A 17,495-nucleotide genomic window follows, 5' to 3' on the forward strand; every position below is an offset into this window, starting at 1 on the left:
TATGCGATTGGCTCGCTGAGAGACTATCCGGGAGGCATGGACGTGGAATCCATCACGGTCCAAATTGATCTCCTGTCGCCTGAGGAAGAGCAGGCGGAGATTGCCGCCATCAGCACCCGCCGCCTCGAGGGGGAGGAGGTCCTGGTCGAATGGGTCCGCGTCAAGGACGGCGCGCTTTACGTCCGTGACAATATGGCCGGCGGCCCGGACTCCGCCTGGTACGCCAAAGAACTCTACAATAGCTCCGTCTTTTTTGATCATGTCTATTTAAGTCATCATCTGGTGGAAAGTGCCCAGCCGGGGGTTCAGGTGGAAGAGACTCCGGGTGACGCCAACGCCGAATGGGCGGAGATCGTCAGCCTGCTCCACACCAACCCCGCGGAATTTGAGTGGCGCTACAGCATGCCGCCTTATTCAAGGGATCCCCGGCCGGCCGTTGGCCTGCCCAACTGGGCCTTCCTGGAGGATCTGTCCACCGTGCCTATCTATGAATACGGCGCCCTGGACCTGAATGGAGACGGCTTCTACGAGTATCTGGTTCACTGTTGCTGTGATTCTTATGAGTATGGTCCCGAGCGTTACGGCTATTGGGTTGTCTTCACCGAGACGCCCTACGGTTTGCGGCTGATCGGTTTTTGCGGTTCAGGCGAGGCCAATCTCGTGTACAGTGACGACCACTTCTATTTTCTGGGGGCCCGCGGTCAGTACGGTGACAACAGCTTCTTTGCGGAAGAGCACAGCATCCCCGTGCCCGCCACCTATTTGCGGCCGCTCGAATACACCTACTTCACCAATCTGAACGAACTGATTATCATGGAAAGCGAGGGCGACAGCCTGGATCCGTGGGCAAGCTGGGTGATCGTCCCTAAACATTTCACCAGCGATGAAGGCTACGAGTATTTTGACTACTACGTGATCAACTCCTTCGAATTCTGGGGCGTGGTCGGAACGCTGGACGGGGCTCTGTCAGACAGGGCGACTGTGGTGCCCATCCGGACCCCCTATACAGTGCCGCCCGGGGAGACCGTCGTTCAGCTGCAGGATCCATATCGCATGCGGAATTTTGTGGACTATCTGGACAGTGAGTTCCACTACTTTCCCTTCGCTGAACAAGACTGGGACAATGCGGTTTCCGTGTCCTCGGTTCTGGCTCTGGGACCGCCGTTGACCGAAGACAAAGTTATGTCCCTTTTGCCCCACCCGGAACTGCTCGATTATTAGTCTCAGACTTTTGTTCTTGTCAGGGAGCCGCCCCGCGCGGCTCCTTCTTTGCCCTTTTATAGCTCCGGGCCTTGATAAGAGCCGCTCATCAACAGTTGACGGGAAGCCCTTCCTTATATAGTGTGTAGGCACAGCAGTACTGCAGTTTCCACCCTTTCGCCCAAAAGACGCCCGGCGCCGGGAGGTTCCCCATGGTCAGCAACCACTCCTACCAGGAAAACGGCCGAAGCCCCACGGAAATGCCGCCAGGTTACCCTCCGGCCTATTCGTCTCCACCTTACCCGCCGCCTTATCCGCCGCCTCCCGGCTGGGAGGGCTACCCCGGCGGCTACTATCCGCCGCCTCCGCCGCCCAAGAAGAAACTTGGCGCCGGCGCCATCACCGCCATCATCCTGGCAGCCATTGTCTTCCTTGGAGCTGCGGCGGCTGCCGTCTACCTGCTGCTTCTGAAAAAAGACAAGCGTCCTGAACCCACTCACTTTCCCACCACAGAAACCCGGCGGCCCCGGACCACGGCACCCGCCGAGACGGAGCCCGGGGAGACCGAGCCTCAGGAAACCGAGCCGGAAACGGAGTTGTCGGTTTACGCTGAATGGGCGCTGACCCTTGATCCCTATGAAATCCAGCACCTGGGGGCCAACCCTGTCTATTACTACCAGCATCCGACCCTGGACATCGCCATCGACCTCAGGGGAGAGGAAGAAGCCGCCCGCATGATGTTTGTCTTCCCCACGGAAAACGGTTTCACCGTAACCCACCGCCAGACCATCTCCTATCAGTTCAATTCTCTGAGGGATTATGAGGCCGGCCATGAAGCAGAAGGCATCACCGTCTGGATTGACCTCCTGTCAGAGGAACAAAAGCAGAAGGAGCTTGCCCACATTGAAGAGATCGAAAGCCAGGGCACAACGGTCAGGGCCGCCTGGGTTCCGGTACAAGGGGGTGAGCTGCTGGTCCGGGATAATTTTACGGCGGGCCCCGGCCCGGCCTGGACTGCCAAAGAACTCTATCAAAGCCCGGTCTTTTTCGATTACGTCTACCTGAGCCAGCATCTGCTGGACAGCCCTCAACCGGGGATTTCCATCAATGAAACCCCCTTTGATTCAGACGCCGAATGGGAGCGGATTGTCGGCCTGCTTCACTTCAACCCGGCCGAGTTTGAATGGCGTTACTGCATGCCGCCTTATGCCACGGACATCATGCCGGGAGCCGCCCTGCCCAACGCGGACTTCCTGACCATCCTGTTGACCAAGCCGATTTATGAGTACGGCGCTTTGGATCTGAACGGGGACGGTTTTATGGAGTATCTGGTCCACTGTTCCTGTTACGCAACCGGGGATTTCCCTTATTATGGCTACTGGGTCGTCTTTACGGAGACGCCTTATGGGCTCCGGCTGATTGACTTTTCTGTTGCCGGCGAATCCTCTCTTATCTACTGTGAGGATCACTTTTATTTCCTGGATATGGATGCCAGAGAAAACTTCTCCCAGCTCGGGGTCGAAGTGCACAGCATCCCTGTGCGGGCCGCTGACCAGCGTTCATTCGAATACATCCGCCTCACCGACCTGGGCAGCCTGATGGATGCTGAAGCGGCGGGGGAAGATATGGATTGGTGGAATCCGTGGGTGGTCGTACCCCAACTCTTCGTCTTCGAAGACGGCTATGAAAGTCTCTGCTTCCATGTGATCCAACCCCAGAAATTCCGGGGATTTATCGAGTCTTTCGATGACGTTCTGGCTGGCAAGGCTATCGTGATCCCCTTCCGGACACTCGATACCATGCCGTCCGGTGAAACTGTCATCCCCTTGCAGGATCCCTATCTCATGGGAGCCTTTGCGGACTTCCTGGCCGGCGCCTACCCCTACTTTCCCTTCACCGAAGAGGTCTGGATCAATGCGGTGCTGATTGAGGACATCCGGGCCCTGGGGCCGCCCCTGGACCTTGACAAGATGATGCCCCTCTTCCCCCGCCCTGAACTGTTCGGCTACTAGGCCCGCATCGTGGATCCCATTGAGGAGCTGCCCGGCGCAGCTCCTTTTTATTGGCAGGTAAAACCGCCGTCGACCCCCAGGACCTGGCCTGTGATGAAAGAAGCTTTGTCGGACACGAGAAAGGCCACGGCCTCAGCCACCTCCTGGGCCGTTCCGATTCGGTGAAGGGGTGTCCTGTCGATCAGGGCGGAAAGCTCTTCTTCCTTGAAGCCCCGGATCATATCGGTCTGGATAACCCCCGGTGACACGGCGTTGACCCGGATGCCCGCGGGCGCAACCTCCTGGGCCAGAGAACGGGTCAGCCCGATCAGGCCAGCCTTGCTGGCCGCGTAGGCCGCCTCACAGGAAGCGCCCAGCACCCCCCACATGGATGACACATTGACGATGCTGCCCGCCTTGTTCTGGATCATGTTGGGCAGGACGGCATGCGACAGCAGGTAGCCCGATTTCAGATTGGTTGCCAGGACCCGGTCCCAGGTCTCCTCGGGTGTTTCTGTCAAAAGGCCCCAGGAAGCCAGTCCGGCATTGTTGACCAGGACATCGATCCGGCCGGTTTCCAGAAGGGCGGCAGCCACCATTTCCCGGACGTCCCTGGGATTGGCCACATCAGCCCGGAGCAGGGTCGCCGCACATCCTGTCTCACGGAGCCTTGCCAGCAGGTCTTTGGCTTCCTCTTCCGATCGGAAATAATTGACCAGGACATGATAGCCGTCGCGGGCCAGGGTTTCGGAGATGGCAAGTCCGATCCCGCGCGCGCCGCCTGTTACCAATGCCGTTTTCTGCCTGCTCATGGATGGCCGCCTTTCAACTTCTGGACCCCTGCCCGGGAAGGCTTGTCCTCTTGTGACTGTCCCGTTATTGTACAACACTCTCAGGCCGGCCTTGCGGGTGTTACAATGAAAGGAAGAAACCTCGGAGGAGAAACTTTCGATGACGGTTCATGACAAAGTTGGCCGGCTTCGCGCCTGGATGAAAAAGGAGGGGCTTGATGCCTGCCTGATTGGCACAGCTGACCCTCATAACTCGGAATACGTTGCCCCCTATTACCAGGCCAGGGCCTGGCTGACCGGTTTCACAGGGTCGGCAGGCACGGCAGTTGTAACTGCCGGCAGGGCCCTGCTATGGGCCGATGGACGCTACTTCATCCAGGCAGAAAAGCAATTGGAAGGATCACCCTTCGAGCTCATGAAGCAGGGCTCCCCCGGCACGCCGGGCCCCTGGGACTGGCTGGCGGAATCGCTGGGTCCGGGCCAGTGTGTTGCGGTTGACGGCCGCCTGCTCCCCCAAAAAGAAGCGGAGGAGCAGGAGGAAAAACTTGCGGCCCGCAGAATTTCTCTCGTTACTGACCTGGATCCGGTCGGTCACCTGTGGGAAGACCGGCCGGCTCTGCCTTCCGGCCCTGTTTTTCATCATGACCTTCAATACACCGGCTGGGAAGCGGCGGACAAGCTTGCCGCTGTCAGGGAGAAGATGAAGGAGGATGGCGCAGCTTACGCCCTCTACGTGGGTCTGGATGATGTCGCCTGGCTCATGAATTTCCGCGGAAGTGATGTTCCCCATAGTGCGGTTGCCATGGCCTTTGCCCTGATCGCGGAAGAGGAGGCCTTTCTTTTTATCGATCCGGTGAAAGTCAACCGTGAAATGGCGGGCATTTTCTCAAAACAGGGGATCACCCTTTTGCCCTATCAGGAAATCGGGGAAAAGCTGCAGGGGCTTTCCCCGGGCCTGCTGGTCACCGACACCGGGCGGACAGGCCGGTCCCTGATCGAGGCCCTGCCCGGCCATGTCAAGGTCCTGGCCAGGAAAGATTATCCCTACCTGATGAAGGCCGAGCTGAACGAGGTTGAGCTCATGTGCCAGCTCCGGGCCGGCATCCGGGACAGCGTGGCAGTCACGCGCTACCTACACTTCGTGAAGACCCGGGCAGCCCGGGAGGGCTTGAGCGAGATTGAGACCGCAGAAAAGCTGGCCTCCATCCGCCGTGAATCCGGGAACTTCATCATCGAAAGTTTCCCGACCATCTCAGCTTACGGGGCCAACGCTGCCATGATGCATTACCAGGCAAGCCCCGAAGCGCATAGTCTCCTGGCAGAGAAAGGCTTCTACCTTGTCGACTGCGGGGCCCAAAGCCTGGATGGCACCACCGACATCACCCGGACCGTCTCCCTGGGTCATCTGACCGAACAGGAAAAACGCGACTACACCATGACCCTGAAATCCCATATCGCCCTGGCTTCGCAACCCTTTTTGCGGGAGACCAGCGGTGTGGCCCTGGATGCCATTGCCCGGTCGGTCATGTGGCGTTACGGGCTGGACTACAAGTGCGGAACCGGTCACGGATTCGGCTACCTCTCGGGTGTCCACGAAGGCCCTCAGCGGCTGACACATAATCCCCGGGCTGGCAGCTATGGTTTCCGCGAACATATGGTCATCACCATCGAACCCGGCGTTTACCGCCAGGGCAAACATGGGATACGGCTGGAAAACGACTACCTGGTGCTCAAGGCCAATCAGGCGGTTGCATTCCGGGATGGCATGCCATCGCTCGTCGAGTCCGAAGAGCTCCTGAACGAAGACGGCGATGTCTTCCTTCGTTTCCAGACCATGACCTATGTCCCCTTTGATCGCCCGGCCATTGATCCGGCCCTCCTCACGCTGGAGGAAACAGCCTGGCTGAACGATTACCACCAGTCGGTACGAGAGGCGGTCATTCCCTCTCTTGCGGATGAGGACCTGGTCCGTTTTGTCCTGGACCAGACAGAACCCTTGTGAAGGAAGGCGGGCCATGCCAGCAAAAGCGGACACTTCCAAGATGGCCGGTGCGCCAACCCAAAGCCCCGTCAAGCCGGCGACCATCACGCTGACTCAGGATGAAACGCTGACGCTGGAGCTGGCGGCAAGCGGGCATCTTGACCACTTCCGCGACATCCGCATGGCCGTCGCGACCCCGCAAGTGCGGCTGGGAGACGTTGAGGCCAACGAACAAGAGATCCTGGCCCTGATCGGCGAGGCGGCTCAAGCCGGGGCCGATCTTCTGCTTTTTTCCGACCATGCCCTGACCGGCATGACCGCCGGGGATCTTTTCTTCCAGCGCATCCTCCAGGACACCTGCCTGGAGAGTCTGGCCCGCATCACGCGCGCGACAGCCGACTCCCACCTCCTGGTCCTTTTGTCCCTGCCCCTGCGCCTCGAACAGCGCCTCTTCAAAGCGACGGCCATCCTGTACCATGGTGAAATTGTAGGCATGACACCCGCCTCTTACCTTTCCCATGAAGAAAGACGCTGGTTTTCCGACCCTCTCTCCCCCGACCTGGAAGATCACCAGGCATTCTCCTGTGAACTGATCGCCGAAGCCGGCAAGGGTGAGACCGGAGACATCATGGAGGTCAGCCTTCCGCCGGCCGAGTGCCCCACCATCCTGCGTCATGCCATCGACGAACCTCTTGTGCCCCCGAAAAAAGGTGAATGGGACGGCTTGTCGGGCTTTGACTTTTCCCTTTGTGATATCAATGCGGAGAATCTGCTGTCTTTTACCTTTCAGTTTGTCAACCTTTGCACCGTTATTCCCTGTCTGGCCGTCCGCCCTTCGCTCCTGCCGGGCCAGCTCCATGACTGCCGGGATGTCAGGCTCTTCAATTTCGAGCCGGCTCACGCTCTTGACGCTCTGGCACACGGTTCCATCCCGGTAGCAGCCATCGCCGACGGCCGGCCTGAGTGGACCGGCGATTATCGAAGGCTCAAGCGGGAATTGATCCGACGCTCACTGCGCGACCACAGCATCATCCTTTACGCCGGGGCCGGCCAGGGGGAATCGGTCAGCAACGGTGTTTACGCGGGTCACAGGCTGATCATCTCCGACGGCCGCGTCCTGGCTGAAAGTGATCCCTACACAAGCGGCATAACCCTGGCTGACCTGGCAGCAGGAGACCTGTTCCGCCTGAGAAGCCAGGCCGGCACCCGCTGGGATATCCTGAAAAACGGCAAGGAAAAAACCGAAAAGGACGAGCCGGACAAGCTTCCCTTTTTGATGCGCAGTCAACTTGAGGCCGCCAGCCTCTATGAAGAAACGTTGGCCATCCAGGGCCGCGGGCTATCAGGCCGGCTCGGGCTCCTGGGCGCCAGGCCCGTCCTGGGGCTCTCCGGCGGCCTTGACTCCGCCGCCGCCCTCCTGGCCTGCCTGGAAGCCATGCGGCTGTCGGGGCGGCCTCCTTCGGACATCCTGGCTCTTTCCATGCCGGGGCCCGGAACCTCGGAAAGATCGATCAAACTGGCCCGCCAACTGGCAGAGGCAGCGGACCTCGATTTCCGCGAAATCTCCATCCATGAGGCCCTTGACCTTCATCTGAAGGCCATCGGATACAAGGGGAACCGCACGGATGTGACCTTCGAGAATGCCCAGGCCCGGGAACGGACCCAAATTCTCATGGACCTTTCCAACCTGGAGGGCGGGCTGGTTGTAGGGACGGGTGATCTGTCCGAACTGGCGCTGGGCTGGTGCACCTATAATGGTGACCAGATGTCCATGTATGCCATCAACGCCTCCATCCCCAAAACGGTCATCCGGGAGATGGTGCGCCAGGCTGCGGATTTTCTGGAAAAGGGCAAATCCCCCCTGATCAGCGACCGGGAACGGGCGCTCGCCGCAGCTGAAGCCCTGCGTGCCATCCTGTCGCGGCCGGTATCACCTGAACTCCTGCCGCCTGACAAGGACGGCGCCCCCTCCCAGCTGACGGAAGAGGTGGTAGGTCCCTATGAAGTCATCGATTTTTTCCTTTGGCATCTGGTTTTCGGCGCCAAAAAACCCTCTGCTGTGCTCAATCTCGCTTGGAAAGCTTTCGAAAAGGACTTTGGAAAGGAAGAATTGGCCAGTTGGATGGAAATTTTCATCCAAAGATTTTTCCGCAATCAATTCAAGCGCACGGCGTCTCCGGAGGGGATCCAGGTCTTTCCCAGACGCCTTGTCCCGCTCACAGCCTGGCAGATGCCGGGTGATGCCATGGCTGATCTTTGGATTGATGAGGCCAAAAACCATTTTGAGGCTCAAAGAGAATAGGTGAAAATGATTTTTCAACATGCATTCTCTGAATAATCAACAAGTTATCAACAGCATTTCGCAGGTTTCCTTCTTCCTTTTGCAGAAAATAACCGCCCGGTTCACAACTGTGCGGGAGCGATTGACTTATCCACAAAGTTATTAACAATTCACAAGCTGCATCTCACAAATTGTTAGCCGAATTTTCTTCGGACAATCCTGAAAATGCCCGAAAAATCAGACATTTTAGCCTTTCACGGCTTGCTTTTTTCTGGTAGCATGTAGAACACGATCATTTCGTAAAAGAAGAGGCATCAGCATAGCGGAAGGGGACGTATTTTTCCAAGATGGCAAGAAAAAGCGCTGATTCGATCTGGAGTTCTGTCTGCCAGCAAACCTTGAGCAAAGAGATTAACCCCCTGACCTTCAACACCTGGTTTACCAATGCGAAACCCTACTTGTCCAGCGAGCGCACCTTCGGCCTTTCCGTCCCCAACGAGATTGCCATGGAATACATCGGCCAGCACCGCGAGCAGATCGAATTTGCCTTGAGAAACGCAACCCGGGTCCATTACGACCTGGAAATCGCCGTTCGGCCGGACGGCAGCATCCCCAGCAGAGAAGAACTGGAACGGCGTCAGGACACTGCTTTCGGTCACAATGGCTCTTTCCAGATCGGCCGGCTTAATCCCGGTTACACTTTTTCGACCTTCATCGTGGGCTCCAGCAATAGTTTTGCCCATGCCGCCTCTGTGGCTGTGGCTTCCATGGAATCCCCGGGCAATTACAATCCGCTTTTTCTTTATGGCGGGTCAGGTCTCGGGAAAACACACCTGATGCACGCGATCGGCAATCAGGTACGCCGGGACTTCCCCGACAAACGCGTCGTTTACGTACAATCTGAGCAATTCGTCAATGAATTTATTACCTGCATTCAGAAAAATGACTTCGAGGCCTTTCGCAGCCATTACAGGCTGGCCGACATGCTCCTGATCGATGACATCCAGTTCATTGAGTCCAAGGAACGCATGCAGGTCGAGTTCTTTTACACCTTCAATGCCCTTTACGAGTCGGGCAAGAACATCATTCTCACCTGCGACAAGCCGCCCCAAAGCCTGGCGTCCCTGACGGACCGCCTGCGCACCCGCTTTATCAGCGGGCTGACCATCGACATCCAGCCGCCCGACTACGAAACACGGATCGCAATTTTGAAGAACCTCTGCCGCACGCAGGGCGTAGACATCGCTTCCGATATCATCGAATACATCGCAGGGAATATCACTTCCAACGTCCGCGAAATAGAAGGCGCATTCAAGACGGTCAGCGCCTTGCAGATGATGGGTACTGACGTCACAGCCGAGGTGGCAAGGCAAGCCCTGCAAAGTGTCATTCAACCCGGCGCGGTCAAGGCCCTCGATTTCCCCTTGATCATGGAAATCGTGGCCCATTATTATGGCATTTCAGTCGACGACCTGAAATCACGCCAAAGGAGTCAGGACATCGTGGAACCCCGGCAGATTGCCATGTATCTCTGCCGCAAAAAATTGAACAGAACCCTCAAGGAAATCGGGACAGCCTTCGGCGGCAAGAACCACGCAACCGTCCTTCACGCCTGTGATAAAATTGCAGAAGGTATTGTGATGGATCCCGCGCTCTCCGAAACCATCAACAACATCGAAATGCGGTTGCAGTAATGAACAAGTTATGATCATTTGTTGATAATTCGTTGTCAATACCGTGTTGATCTTTTGTGGACAGGTGCGGGATTGTTGACAAGACGATTTCTCAACAAAAGATGCACAGATAATCAACGGTTTAGCAACAAGGCCAAAGGCCCTGCATGCTTCGGTAAAGGCGGATTTTTCACACAACTGACACCTAGAATAAGAAGAGGGTGAATTATCCAGGAAGGCAACAGGCAAAACGGGAGACTTGAAAATGAAACTGACATGCTCTAGAAATCTTTTAATGGAAGCCATCACGACTGTCCAGCGGGCCGTTTCAACCCGGTCAACCAATCCTGTTCTGGACGGCATCCTGCTCAAAGCCAATCAGGAACTGGTTTTGACCGGCTACGACAGCGAAACCGGCATCGAGTACCGGATGGAGGCCGATATTTCGCAAGCGGGAAGTCTTGTGGTGCCAGCCAGGGTCTTGTCCGAGATTGTCAAAAAACTTTCCGACAATCTGGTCTATCTTGCGATCAAGGACGGGACAGTTCTTGTGGTCGAAAGCGGCAAGAGTGTGTTCAATATCCGTGGCTATGCCGCAGAACAATATCCCGAGATTGAGTTCTTCGAAGAAGAAACGAAAATCGTACTCAATCAAAAAACCTTGCGGCAGATGATCAACCAGACAAGTTTCGCTGTCAGCACCGACCAAAGCCGGCCCATACTGATGGGGATCAACCTGATCGTCGAGGACGAAACCCTGACCCTGGTCGCCCTGGATGGTTTCAGGCTGGCTGTGCGCAGGGAAGCCATCCCGGGAGTGACGGCCAATATCAATATTATTGTCCCCGCAAAAGCCATGGGGGAAATCGCCAGAATTTTGTCTGAGACAGATGAGGAAGTGGTGGTCTCTCCTTCGCACAACTACATTATTTTCAGCAAGGAAAAGGTCAGGGTTGTGACGCGGCTAATCCGGGGGGAATTCCTGAATTACCGCAGCATCATCCCCCGTGACGCCGATACCAGCTTGACCATTGCTCCCGATGTGCTGCTTGCTGCAGTCATCCGGGCCTCCATCATGATTGACACCGAAGACCGCAAGTTCCCGGTTATCTTCAGTTCGCCCGACCACGAAACCCTGACTATTGAGTCAAAAACAGACATCGGGACCGCGAGGGAGGAGATCCCTGTGGCCTTGTCCGGCGACAAGATCGAAATCGATTTCAACCCGCGCTTTTTTATCGAGGCCCTGCGCGAGATCGAGGACGAACAAATCCTGATGACCTTCAGCGGCAGCCTCGGGCCCTGTTCGCTCAAGCCGGAAAAAGGCGATGAATTTTATTACATGATTCTCCCGCTTCGCCGCTAGGCCATCCATGCGCCTTTGTTCTGTCGAACTGATCAACTTCAGGAACTACGGGCACCTCCGGCTTTCTTTTCCCGGCGGAACGCACATTTTCCATGGCTCTAACGCGCAGGGAAAAACCAATCTGCTTGAAGCCATTTACCTTTGCACCTGCGCCCGTTCACACCGGACCGGCCGTGATGATGAACTGGTTCGCCAGGGAGAGGACTTTTACCGGGCATCGGTCGGCTTTGTAACAGACCGGGGGCTTTCAGAATCGGTTTCCATCGAATATCGGAGGCCACCTGAAAAAAACGGCGCCCCCTCGCGGATCATCCTGTATAACGAGATGGAGATAGGCCGGTTGGCCGACATGATGGGCCTGTTTCATGCCATTCTTTTCGCACCGGAAGATCTCCAGATCGTAAAGGGAGGTCCCGCAGAGCGCCGGAGATTTCTTGATATCTTGATTTCGCGGACAGACCGCACCTATTTTCTCGACCTGCAGGCGTATTGGAGGATTCTGGCTCATCGCAACCGCTTGCTTAAATCCCTTAGAGCCCGCGAACAAACAGAAGATGCGCCAGCCGGAAAGGCCAGCGGCCTCCCCGTCGATTCAGGCACCCAGCTGGATGTCTGGGACGAGACCCTGGCAGGGCACGCGGCAGCCATTTTGGAAAAAAGAATCCGGTGTGTCAGTCTTCTTTCCCAGTACGCCTCCTTGTCACTGCAACATCTGACCGGGTCAAAAGAGAGCCTCGAGCTGCATTACAAAGGGCTTGCAGGTCTGGTTACCGGCATGGACCGCCGGGCCATCGCCTCCCTCTATCTCGAACGGCTGATCCGGGCGCGGGAGGATGATCTGTCCCGAGGAAGCACTTCGCAGGGCCCCCACCGCGATGACATGCTGATCCTGCTCAACGGATCAGATGCCCGGGTCTATGCTTCCCAGGGGCAGCAACGATCCGCGGTTCTGGCCCTGAAAATCGCTGAGCTGACCATCCTGACTGAGATGACCGGTGAAAAACCGATTCTTCTCCTGGATGATGTCATGTCAGAGCTTGATGACGCCAGACGTTCCCGGCTGATGGAGGTGATCCGCGATCACCAGGTTTTTATTACCTGCACCGATCCGGATCCGACCGGCTCCGGCAGCGATCCTGACGTCTGGTCGGGGCCGGTCCACTTTTACCGGGTCAAAGAGGGAAAGGTTGAACCGGCGAAAAGGCCTGAAACGGCTTGATTTCAACTCTCCAACCAGGGGCAGCTGCGAGCCGTTTCAGCCGGAATATGATATAATTTCAAGTGAGCAAGCATAAGGGATTTCACCCTGAACCGGAGAAATATGTACGTACACATCGGCGCCGATGTTTCACTGCCAGCCCATTGGATTGTCGGAATATTTGATCTCGACCGCATCGCACCTTCAGGGGGAACGGCGGACTTGATGAGGCAGCTGGAAGAGGAGGGTCGGCTGGACTGGATGACAGCGGATCTGCCCCGTTCTCTGGTTGTCACGGTAGACCGTGTATTTTTGTCGCCTGTTTCGGCGGAAACACTGCATTCCCGGCTTGCAGGGCGGAAATAAAAGGCGGAAGGATGCCATGAACAAAGAACGTGAAAAAGATAAAAGCAGACCATCGGAAAGTCTGAAAGAAATGCTTCGAAGGGCGGAAGAAGACGCAGGATCCTCCGAAGAGGGGCTGGTCAATCTGGCTGAAGACGTCCGTGCGCTGACCGACGATTACGCCGAGGATGAAGAGTCACTGGCTGCCGTCCAGCTGACAGATTACGACACAAAATCAACCGCCAGCTATGAGGACCGTGATATCCAGGTTCTCGAAGGGCTGGAGGCTGTCCGCAAGAGGCCCGGCATGTACATCGGGGATACGACGGCACGCGGCCTCCACCACCTGATTTATGAAATTGTCGCCAACTCCGTTGACGAAGCTTTGGCGGGCAGGTGTGATGCCATTGAGGTAACCGTGCTGCCTGATCAGTCGATCCGTGTCGAAGACAACGGCATCGGCATTCCCGTCGGTATCCATCCGACCGCCGGCATCCCAACCGTGGAAGTGGTCCACACCATGCTCCACGCGGGCGGCAAATTCGGCGGCGAAGCCTATGGCGTGTCAGGCGGACTTCACGGAGTCGGCGCGGCAGTCGTCAACGCCCTGTCGGAATGGATGGAGGTGACAGTCAACCGGGACGGCAAGGCTCATTTTATACGTTTCGAACGGGGAGAGACGGTGACGCCCCTGACGGTTACGGGGGCGACTGATAAAACGGGAACGGTGACCACTTTCAAGCCGGACTCTGAGATCTTCAGCGAACTCGATGCCGATTTTGATCTCATGACGACACGCTACAGGGAGATGGCCTTTCTTAACCGTGATGTAGCCATCACCCTGATTGACGCGCGTGTGTCGCCGCCGCTTGTCAAACACCTGCATTACGGTGGGGGGATCGTGTCTTTTGTCGAATACCTCAACCGCAACAAGAACGTGCTTTACGATCCGCCCATTTATTTTTCGGCTGAACAGGACGGCTGCTTTGTCGAAGTTGCCATTCAATACAACGATTCCTACAGCGAAAATGTCTATACCTATGCCAACAACATCGCCACCATTGAGGGCGGCAGCCATTTGACCGGTTTCCGCTCTGCGCTGACCAAGACGATCAACGACTATGCGCGAAAATACAGCATCCTGAAAGAAAAAGACAAAAATCTTCAAGGCGAGGATATCCGGGAAGGCATGTGCGCCATTGTCAGCGTCAAGCTGAAGAACCCCCAGTTTGAGGGACAGACCAAGACCCGCCTGGGTAATCCGGAAGTGCGGACAGTCGTTGAGTCAACGGTCAACGAGAAACTCATGGTCTACCTGGAAGAGAACCCCCAAACGGCGCGGATGATCGCGGGCAAGAGCCTGGCAGCCTCTCAGGCCCGGGAAGCTGCCCGAAAAGCCAGGGATATGACCCGCCGCAAGAGTGCTCTGGACAGCAATGCCCTGCCGGGCAAGCTGGCCGATTGCCAGGAAAAGGACCCGACTTTCTGTGAACTTTTTATCGTGGAGGGAGACTCGGCCGGCGGCACCGCCAAAAATGGCCGCGAAAGAAAATACCAGGCCATTCTGCCCCTGTGGGGGAAAATGTTGAATGTGGAAAAATCACGTGTCGACAAGGTGCTGGATAATGACAAGCTGATGCCCATTGTCATGGCGCTCGGCGCCGGCATCGGCAACGACTTCGATCTGGAGAGGCTCCGCTATCACAAGATCATCCTCATGGCTGACGCTGATGTGGACGGATCGCATATCCGGACGCTGCTTTTGACCTTTTTCTTCCGCTACATGCGCCCGCTGGTTGATGCCGGGCATGTCTACATTGCCTGCCCACCGCTTTACAGGGTCTATCAGGATAAGAAGAGCCGGTATGCCTACGATGAGGAGGAGATTGCTGTGATTAAGGAAGAGGAAGGCTGGGACAATCCAAAACTTCAGCGTTTCAAAGGTCTCGGTGAGATGAATTCCGATCAGCTTTGGGAGACGACCATGAACCCGGAGCAGCGCAAACTCCTCCAGGTCCAGGTGGTCGACGCGCAAATAGCGGATGAGACCTTCACCCTTCTGATGGGCGATAAAGTGGAGCCACGCCGGGATTTTATCCGGGCAAACGCCAAACTGGCAACGCTCGATACCTGAATCATGCATTGTTTCACGTGAAACATTTCTGCCGGCTTTGGTAAATCATGGATTTTGAATTTTCAATCAAAGGCATTACCCTCGAAACAGACCGCCTGCAGCTTAGACCCTGGGAGCTTTCCGACCTGGATGACTTTCACGCCTATGCCCGGGTGCCCGGTGTCGGGGAGATGGCCGGCTGGCCCCATCACCGGTCGATAGAAGAAACCAGGACCATTCTCAGGCAGTTTATGGAAGCCGGGGAGGTCCTGGCCGTCTATCACAAAAAGGATCGCAAGGTCATCGGCTCGATGGGAGTCCATCCAGTCCCCCAGACCCTTCCCGAAGCTTTTCAAAACCGCCATGCCAAGGAAATTGGCTATGCCTTGTCCAAAACTTACTGGGGGCAAGGGCTGACAGCGGAGGCGCTTGCGGTTCTGGTCGGCTATCTTTTTCGCTTTACCCCGGCGACCCTGCTGGTTGGCTGTTGTTCCCGGTCCAATCATCAAAGCCGCCGGGTGCTGGAGAAAACAGGTTTTGCTTTTTCCCGCACCTTTGAAAGAAAGCGCGATGTTCCCTCCTCGGAGGCATCGTTAGAATTCCTGTTGACGGAGGAGGCTTACCGGGCCATGAAACGCGACCGTATCTCTTTTGAAAATGATTACAATGCCGGCTGCCATCCGGCCCTGCTCGAAGAATTAATTAAAACCAACCAGGTAAAAACGAGCGGCTACGGCCTGGACGCCTTCTGCGAAGAGGCAGCCCGCCTGATAAAAGAGGCCTGCCGCGCCCCCGGGGCAGACGTCCATTTCCTTGTCGGCGGAACACAAGTCAACCTGATCGTGGCAGCCGGCGCCCTCAAGCCCTGGCAGGGAATTATCTCGGCAGGCACAGGCCACATCAACGTCCATGAAGCCGGTGCCATTGAGGCGACCGGACACAAAGTGCTGGTGGTTCCGTCCCGGGACGGCCTGCTCGATGCCGCAGAAATTGACCGTTTCTGCCAGGCCTATCAGGACGATCCGACAGCGGAACACATGGTGCAACCCGGTATGATCTATCTGTCACAGCCGACAGAACTTGGAACTGTTTACAAAAAGGAGGACCTGGAGGCCATCCGAAAAGTTGCCGATCAACGGGGACTGATTCTCTATGTAGACGGAGCCAGGCTGGCCGCCGCGCTGGCAGTTCCTGAAACAGGGCTTGGCCTCGCCGATATGGCGCGTCTTTGTGACCTGTTCACCATCGGAGGAACCAAGTGCGGTGCACTGTTTGGCGAGGCTCTGGTCATCAGCCGGGAATCCCTGAAACAGGATTTCCGTTCCCTGATGAAACAGCGGGGGGGACTTTTAGCCAAGGGGCGCCTTTTGGGCATCCAGTTTGCCGCCCTCTTCCGCCATGATCTCTATTGCGAGATCGGCCGTTACGGAAATCAAAGGGCGAGTGAACTGGCCGCCCTTTTCCGGTCGCGGGGGATCGACTTCATGGTACCTCCGCAGACCAATCAGCTCTTCGTCATGCTGGATCCGGGAGAGGAGGCCTTCTTTGCCGAGCGTGCCGTCTTTGAGCGCATCATGACGACCGATGACGGTCGTCAGGTGTGTCGTTTTGTGACCTCCTATACGACGCGCCCCGAGGATATCGAACGGTTGCTGTCATAAAATCACGCCTTGTCCGGAGGGTGTCACCGGTCATGATACAATTGACGCGTTGACGGTTTGACGAAAAGATCGACAAGGATAGTGGGAAAATCATGGGAATTGTGATCGCTGTTGCCAATCAAAAGGGTGGCGTAGGGAAGACCACCTCCTGCGTCAATCTGGCAGCCGCCCTGGCCGGTCAAGGCAGAAAAGTATTGCTGGTGGACGCCGATCCACAGGGCAATTCGACCTCCGGAATGGGGGTCGACAAAAAAATGCTCCGGGGCTCGACCTACGACCTGATCGTGGGCAATTCCAGCGATGTCAGAGGTTCCCTTGTGGAAGCCCGGCCCCATCTCCATCTCTTGCCTTCCAACATTAATCTGGCGGGTGCCGAAATTGAACTGGTTGCCCTGAGCGAACGGGAAAGAAGGCTGGCTCAGATCGTGTCCCAGCTGAGGGATCTTTACGACTACATCCTGATCGACTGTCCGCCCTCTCTGGGCCTCCTGACGGTCAACGCCCTGACGGCCTCCGATGCCGTGCTCATCCCGGTGCAGGCAGAATACTATGCCCTGGAAGGACTGATGCAGCTGATGACCACGCTCAGCCTGGTCAAAAAGGCCTACAATCCCAAACTCCGCCTGGCGGGAGTCTTCATTACCATGTTTGACGCGCGGACACAACTTTCCAAGCAGGTTCGTGACGAAGTTTCCTGGTATTTTCGCCAGGACTTTCTCGAAACCTGTATTCCCCGCAATGTGCGGTTGAGCGAGGCGCCAAGCTTCGGGAATACCATTTTCGAATATGACAGGCGGTCACGGGGAGCCCAGGGCTACAAGACGCTGGCGCGAGAACTTTCCCGCCGCCTGGCAGGCAAGGCCTGGCAGGATGGCAGCCTTGGACAAATTTAGCC

Annotated in this window: 10 protein-coding genes and 1 pseudogene; 10 read left to right on the forward strand and 1 reads right to left on the reverse strand. The window is 56.6% G+C overall.

The window, feature by feature from the left end; all coding sequences use genetic code 11:
• Positions 1–1,463 precede the first annotated feature (1,463 nt).
• Positions 1,464–1,565 (forward strand): annotated as a pseudogene (locus GX839_04335) (DUF4190 domain-containing protein).
• Positions 1,566–3,259: 1,694 nt separating this feature from the next.
• On the opposite strand, the gene GX839_04340 reads toward GX839_04335, so the two are convergent.
• On the reverse strand, positions 3,260–4,003 hold the full coding sequence (locus tag GX839_04340) for an SDR family oxidoreductase (GenBank protein ID NLB04686.1): 744 nt from the start codon (positions 4,001–4,003) through the stop codon (positions 3,260–3,262).
• A gap of 139 nt (positions 4,004–4,142) precedes the next feature.
• Between GX839_04340 and GX839_04345 the strand changes: the two genes are divergently transcribed.
• The 9 genes from GX839_04345 (at position 4,143) to GX839_04385 (ending at position 17,493) form a co-directional block, all read left to right on the forward strand.
• The gene (locus GX839_04345; protein NLB04687.1) at positions 4,143–5,984 is read left to right on the forward strand and encodes a M24 family metallopeptidase; all 1,842 of its coding nucleotides are present in this window, start codon (positions 4,143–4,145) and stop codon (positions 5,982–5,984) included.
• Between the two features lie 13 nt (positions 5,985–5,997).
• Complete coding sequence (nadE, locus tag GX839_04350) at positions 5,998–8,265, forward strand: NAD(+) synthase (protein ID NLB04688.1); 2,268 nt, start codon at positions 5,998–6,000, stop codon at positions 8,263–8,265.
• 326 nt (positions 8,266–8,591) lie between these two features.
• Positions 8,592–9,938, forward strand: a complete 1,347-nt coding sequence (gene dnaA, locus GX839_04355; GenBank protein ID NLB04689.1) for a chromosomal replication initiator protein DnaA — start codon at positions 8,592–8,594, stop codon at positions 9,936–9,938.
• Between the two features lie 244 nt (positions 9,939–10,182).
• Positions 10,183–11,283: a DNA polymerase III subunit beta gene (gene dnaN / locus GX839_04360; protein ID NLB04690.1), complete on the forward strand. Its 1,101-nt coding sequence runs from the start codon at positions 10,183–10,185 to the stop codon at positions 11,281–11,283.
• Between the two features lie 7 nt (positions 11,284–11,290).
• Entirely contained in the window at positions 11,291–12,502 is a 1,212-nt protein-coding gene (gene recF, locus GX839_04365; protein ID NLB04691.1) for a DNA replication/repair protein RecF, read from the forward strand.
• A gap of 102 nt (positions 12,503–12,604) precedes the next feature.
• Positions 12,605–12,847, forward strand: coding sequence for a DUF370 domain-containing protein (locus tag GX839_04370; protein ID NLB04692.1), 243 nt, complete (start codon positions 12,605–12,607; stop codon positions 12,845–12,847).
• Positions 12,848–12,863: 16 nt separating this feature from the next.
• Entirely contained in the window at positions 12,864–14,960 is a 2,097-nt protein-coding gene (gene gyrB / locus GX839_04375) for a DNA topoisomerase (ATP-hydrolyzing) subunit B (protein NLB04693.1), read from the forward strand.
• 47 nt (positions 14,961–15,007) lie between these two features.
• Positions 15,008–16,600, forward strand: coding sequence for a GNAT family N-acetyltransferase (locus tag GX839_04380; GenBank protein NLB04694.1), 1,593 nt, complete (start codon positions 15,008–15,010; stop codon positions 16,598–16,600).
• 92 nt (positions 16,601–16,692) lie between these two features.
• Positions 16,693–17,493, forward strand: a complete 801-nt coding sequence (locus tag GX839_04385; protein NLB04695.1) for a ParA family protein — start codon at positions 16,693–16,695, stop codon at positions 17,491–17,493.
• Positions 17,494–17,495 lie beyond the last annotated feature (2 nt).

Origin of the sequence: Fastidiosipila sp. (assembly GCA_012511175.1) — a bacterium.
Classification (GTDB): Bacteria; Bacillota; Clostridia; order Saccharofermentanales; family DTU023; genus UBA4923.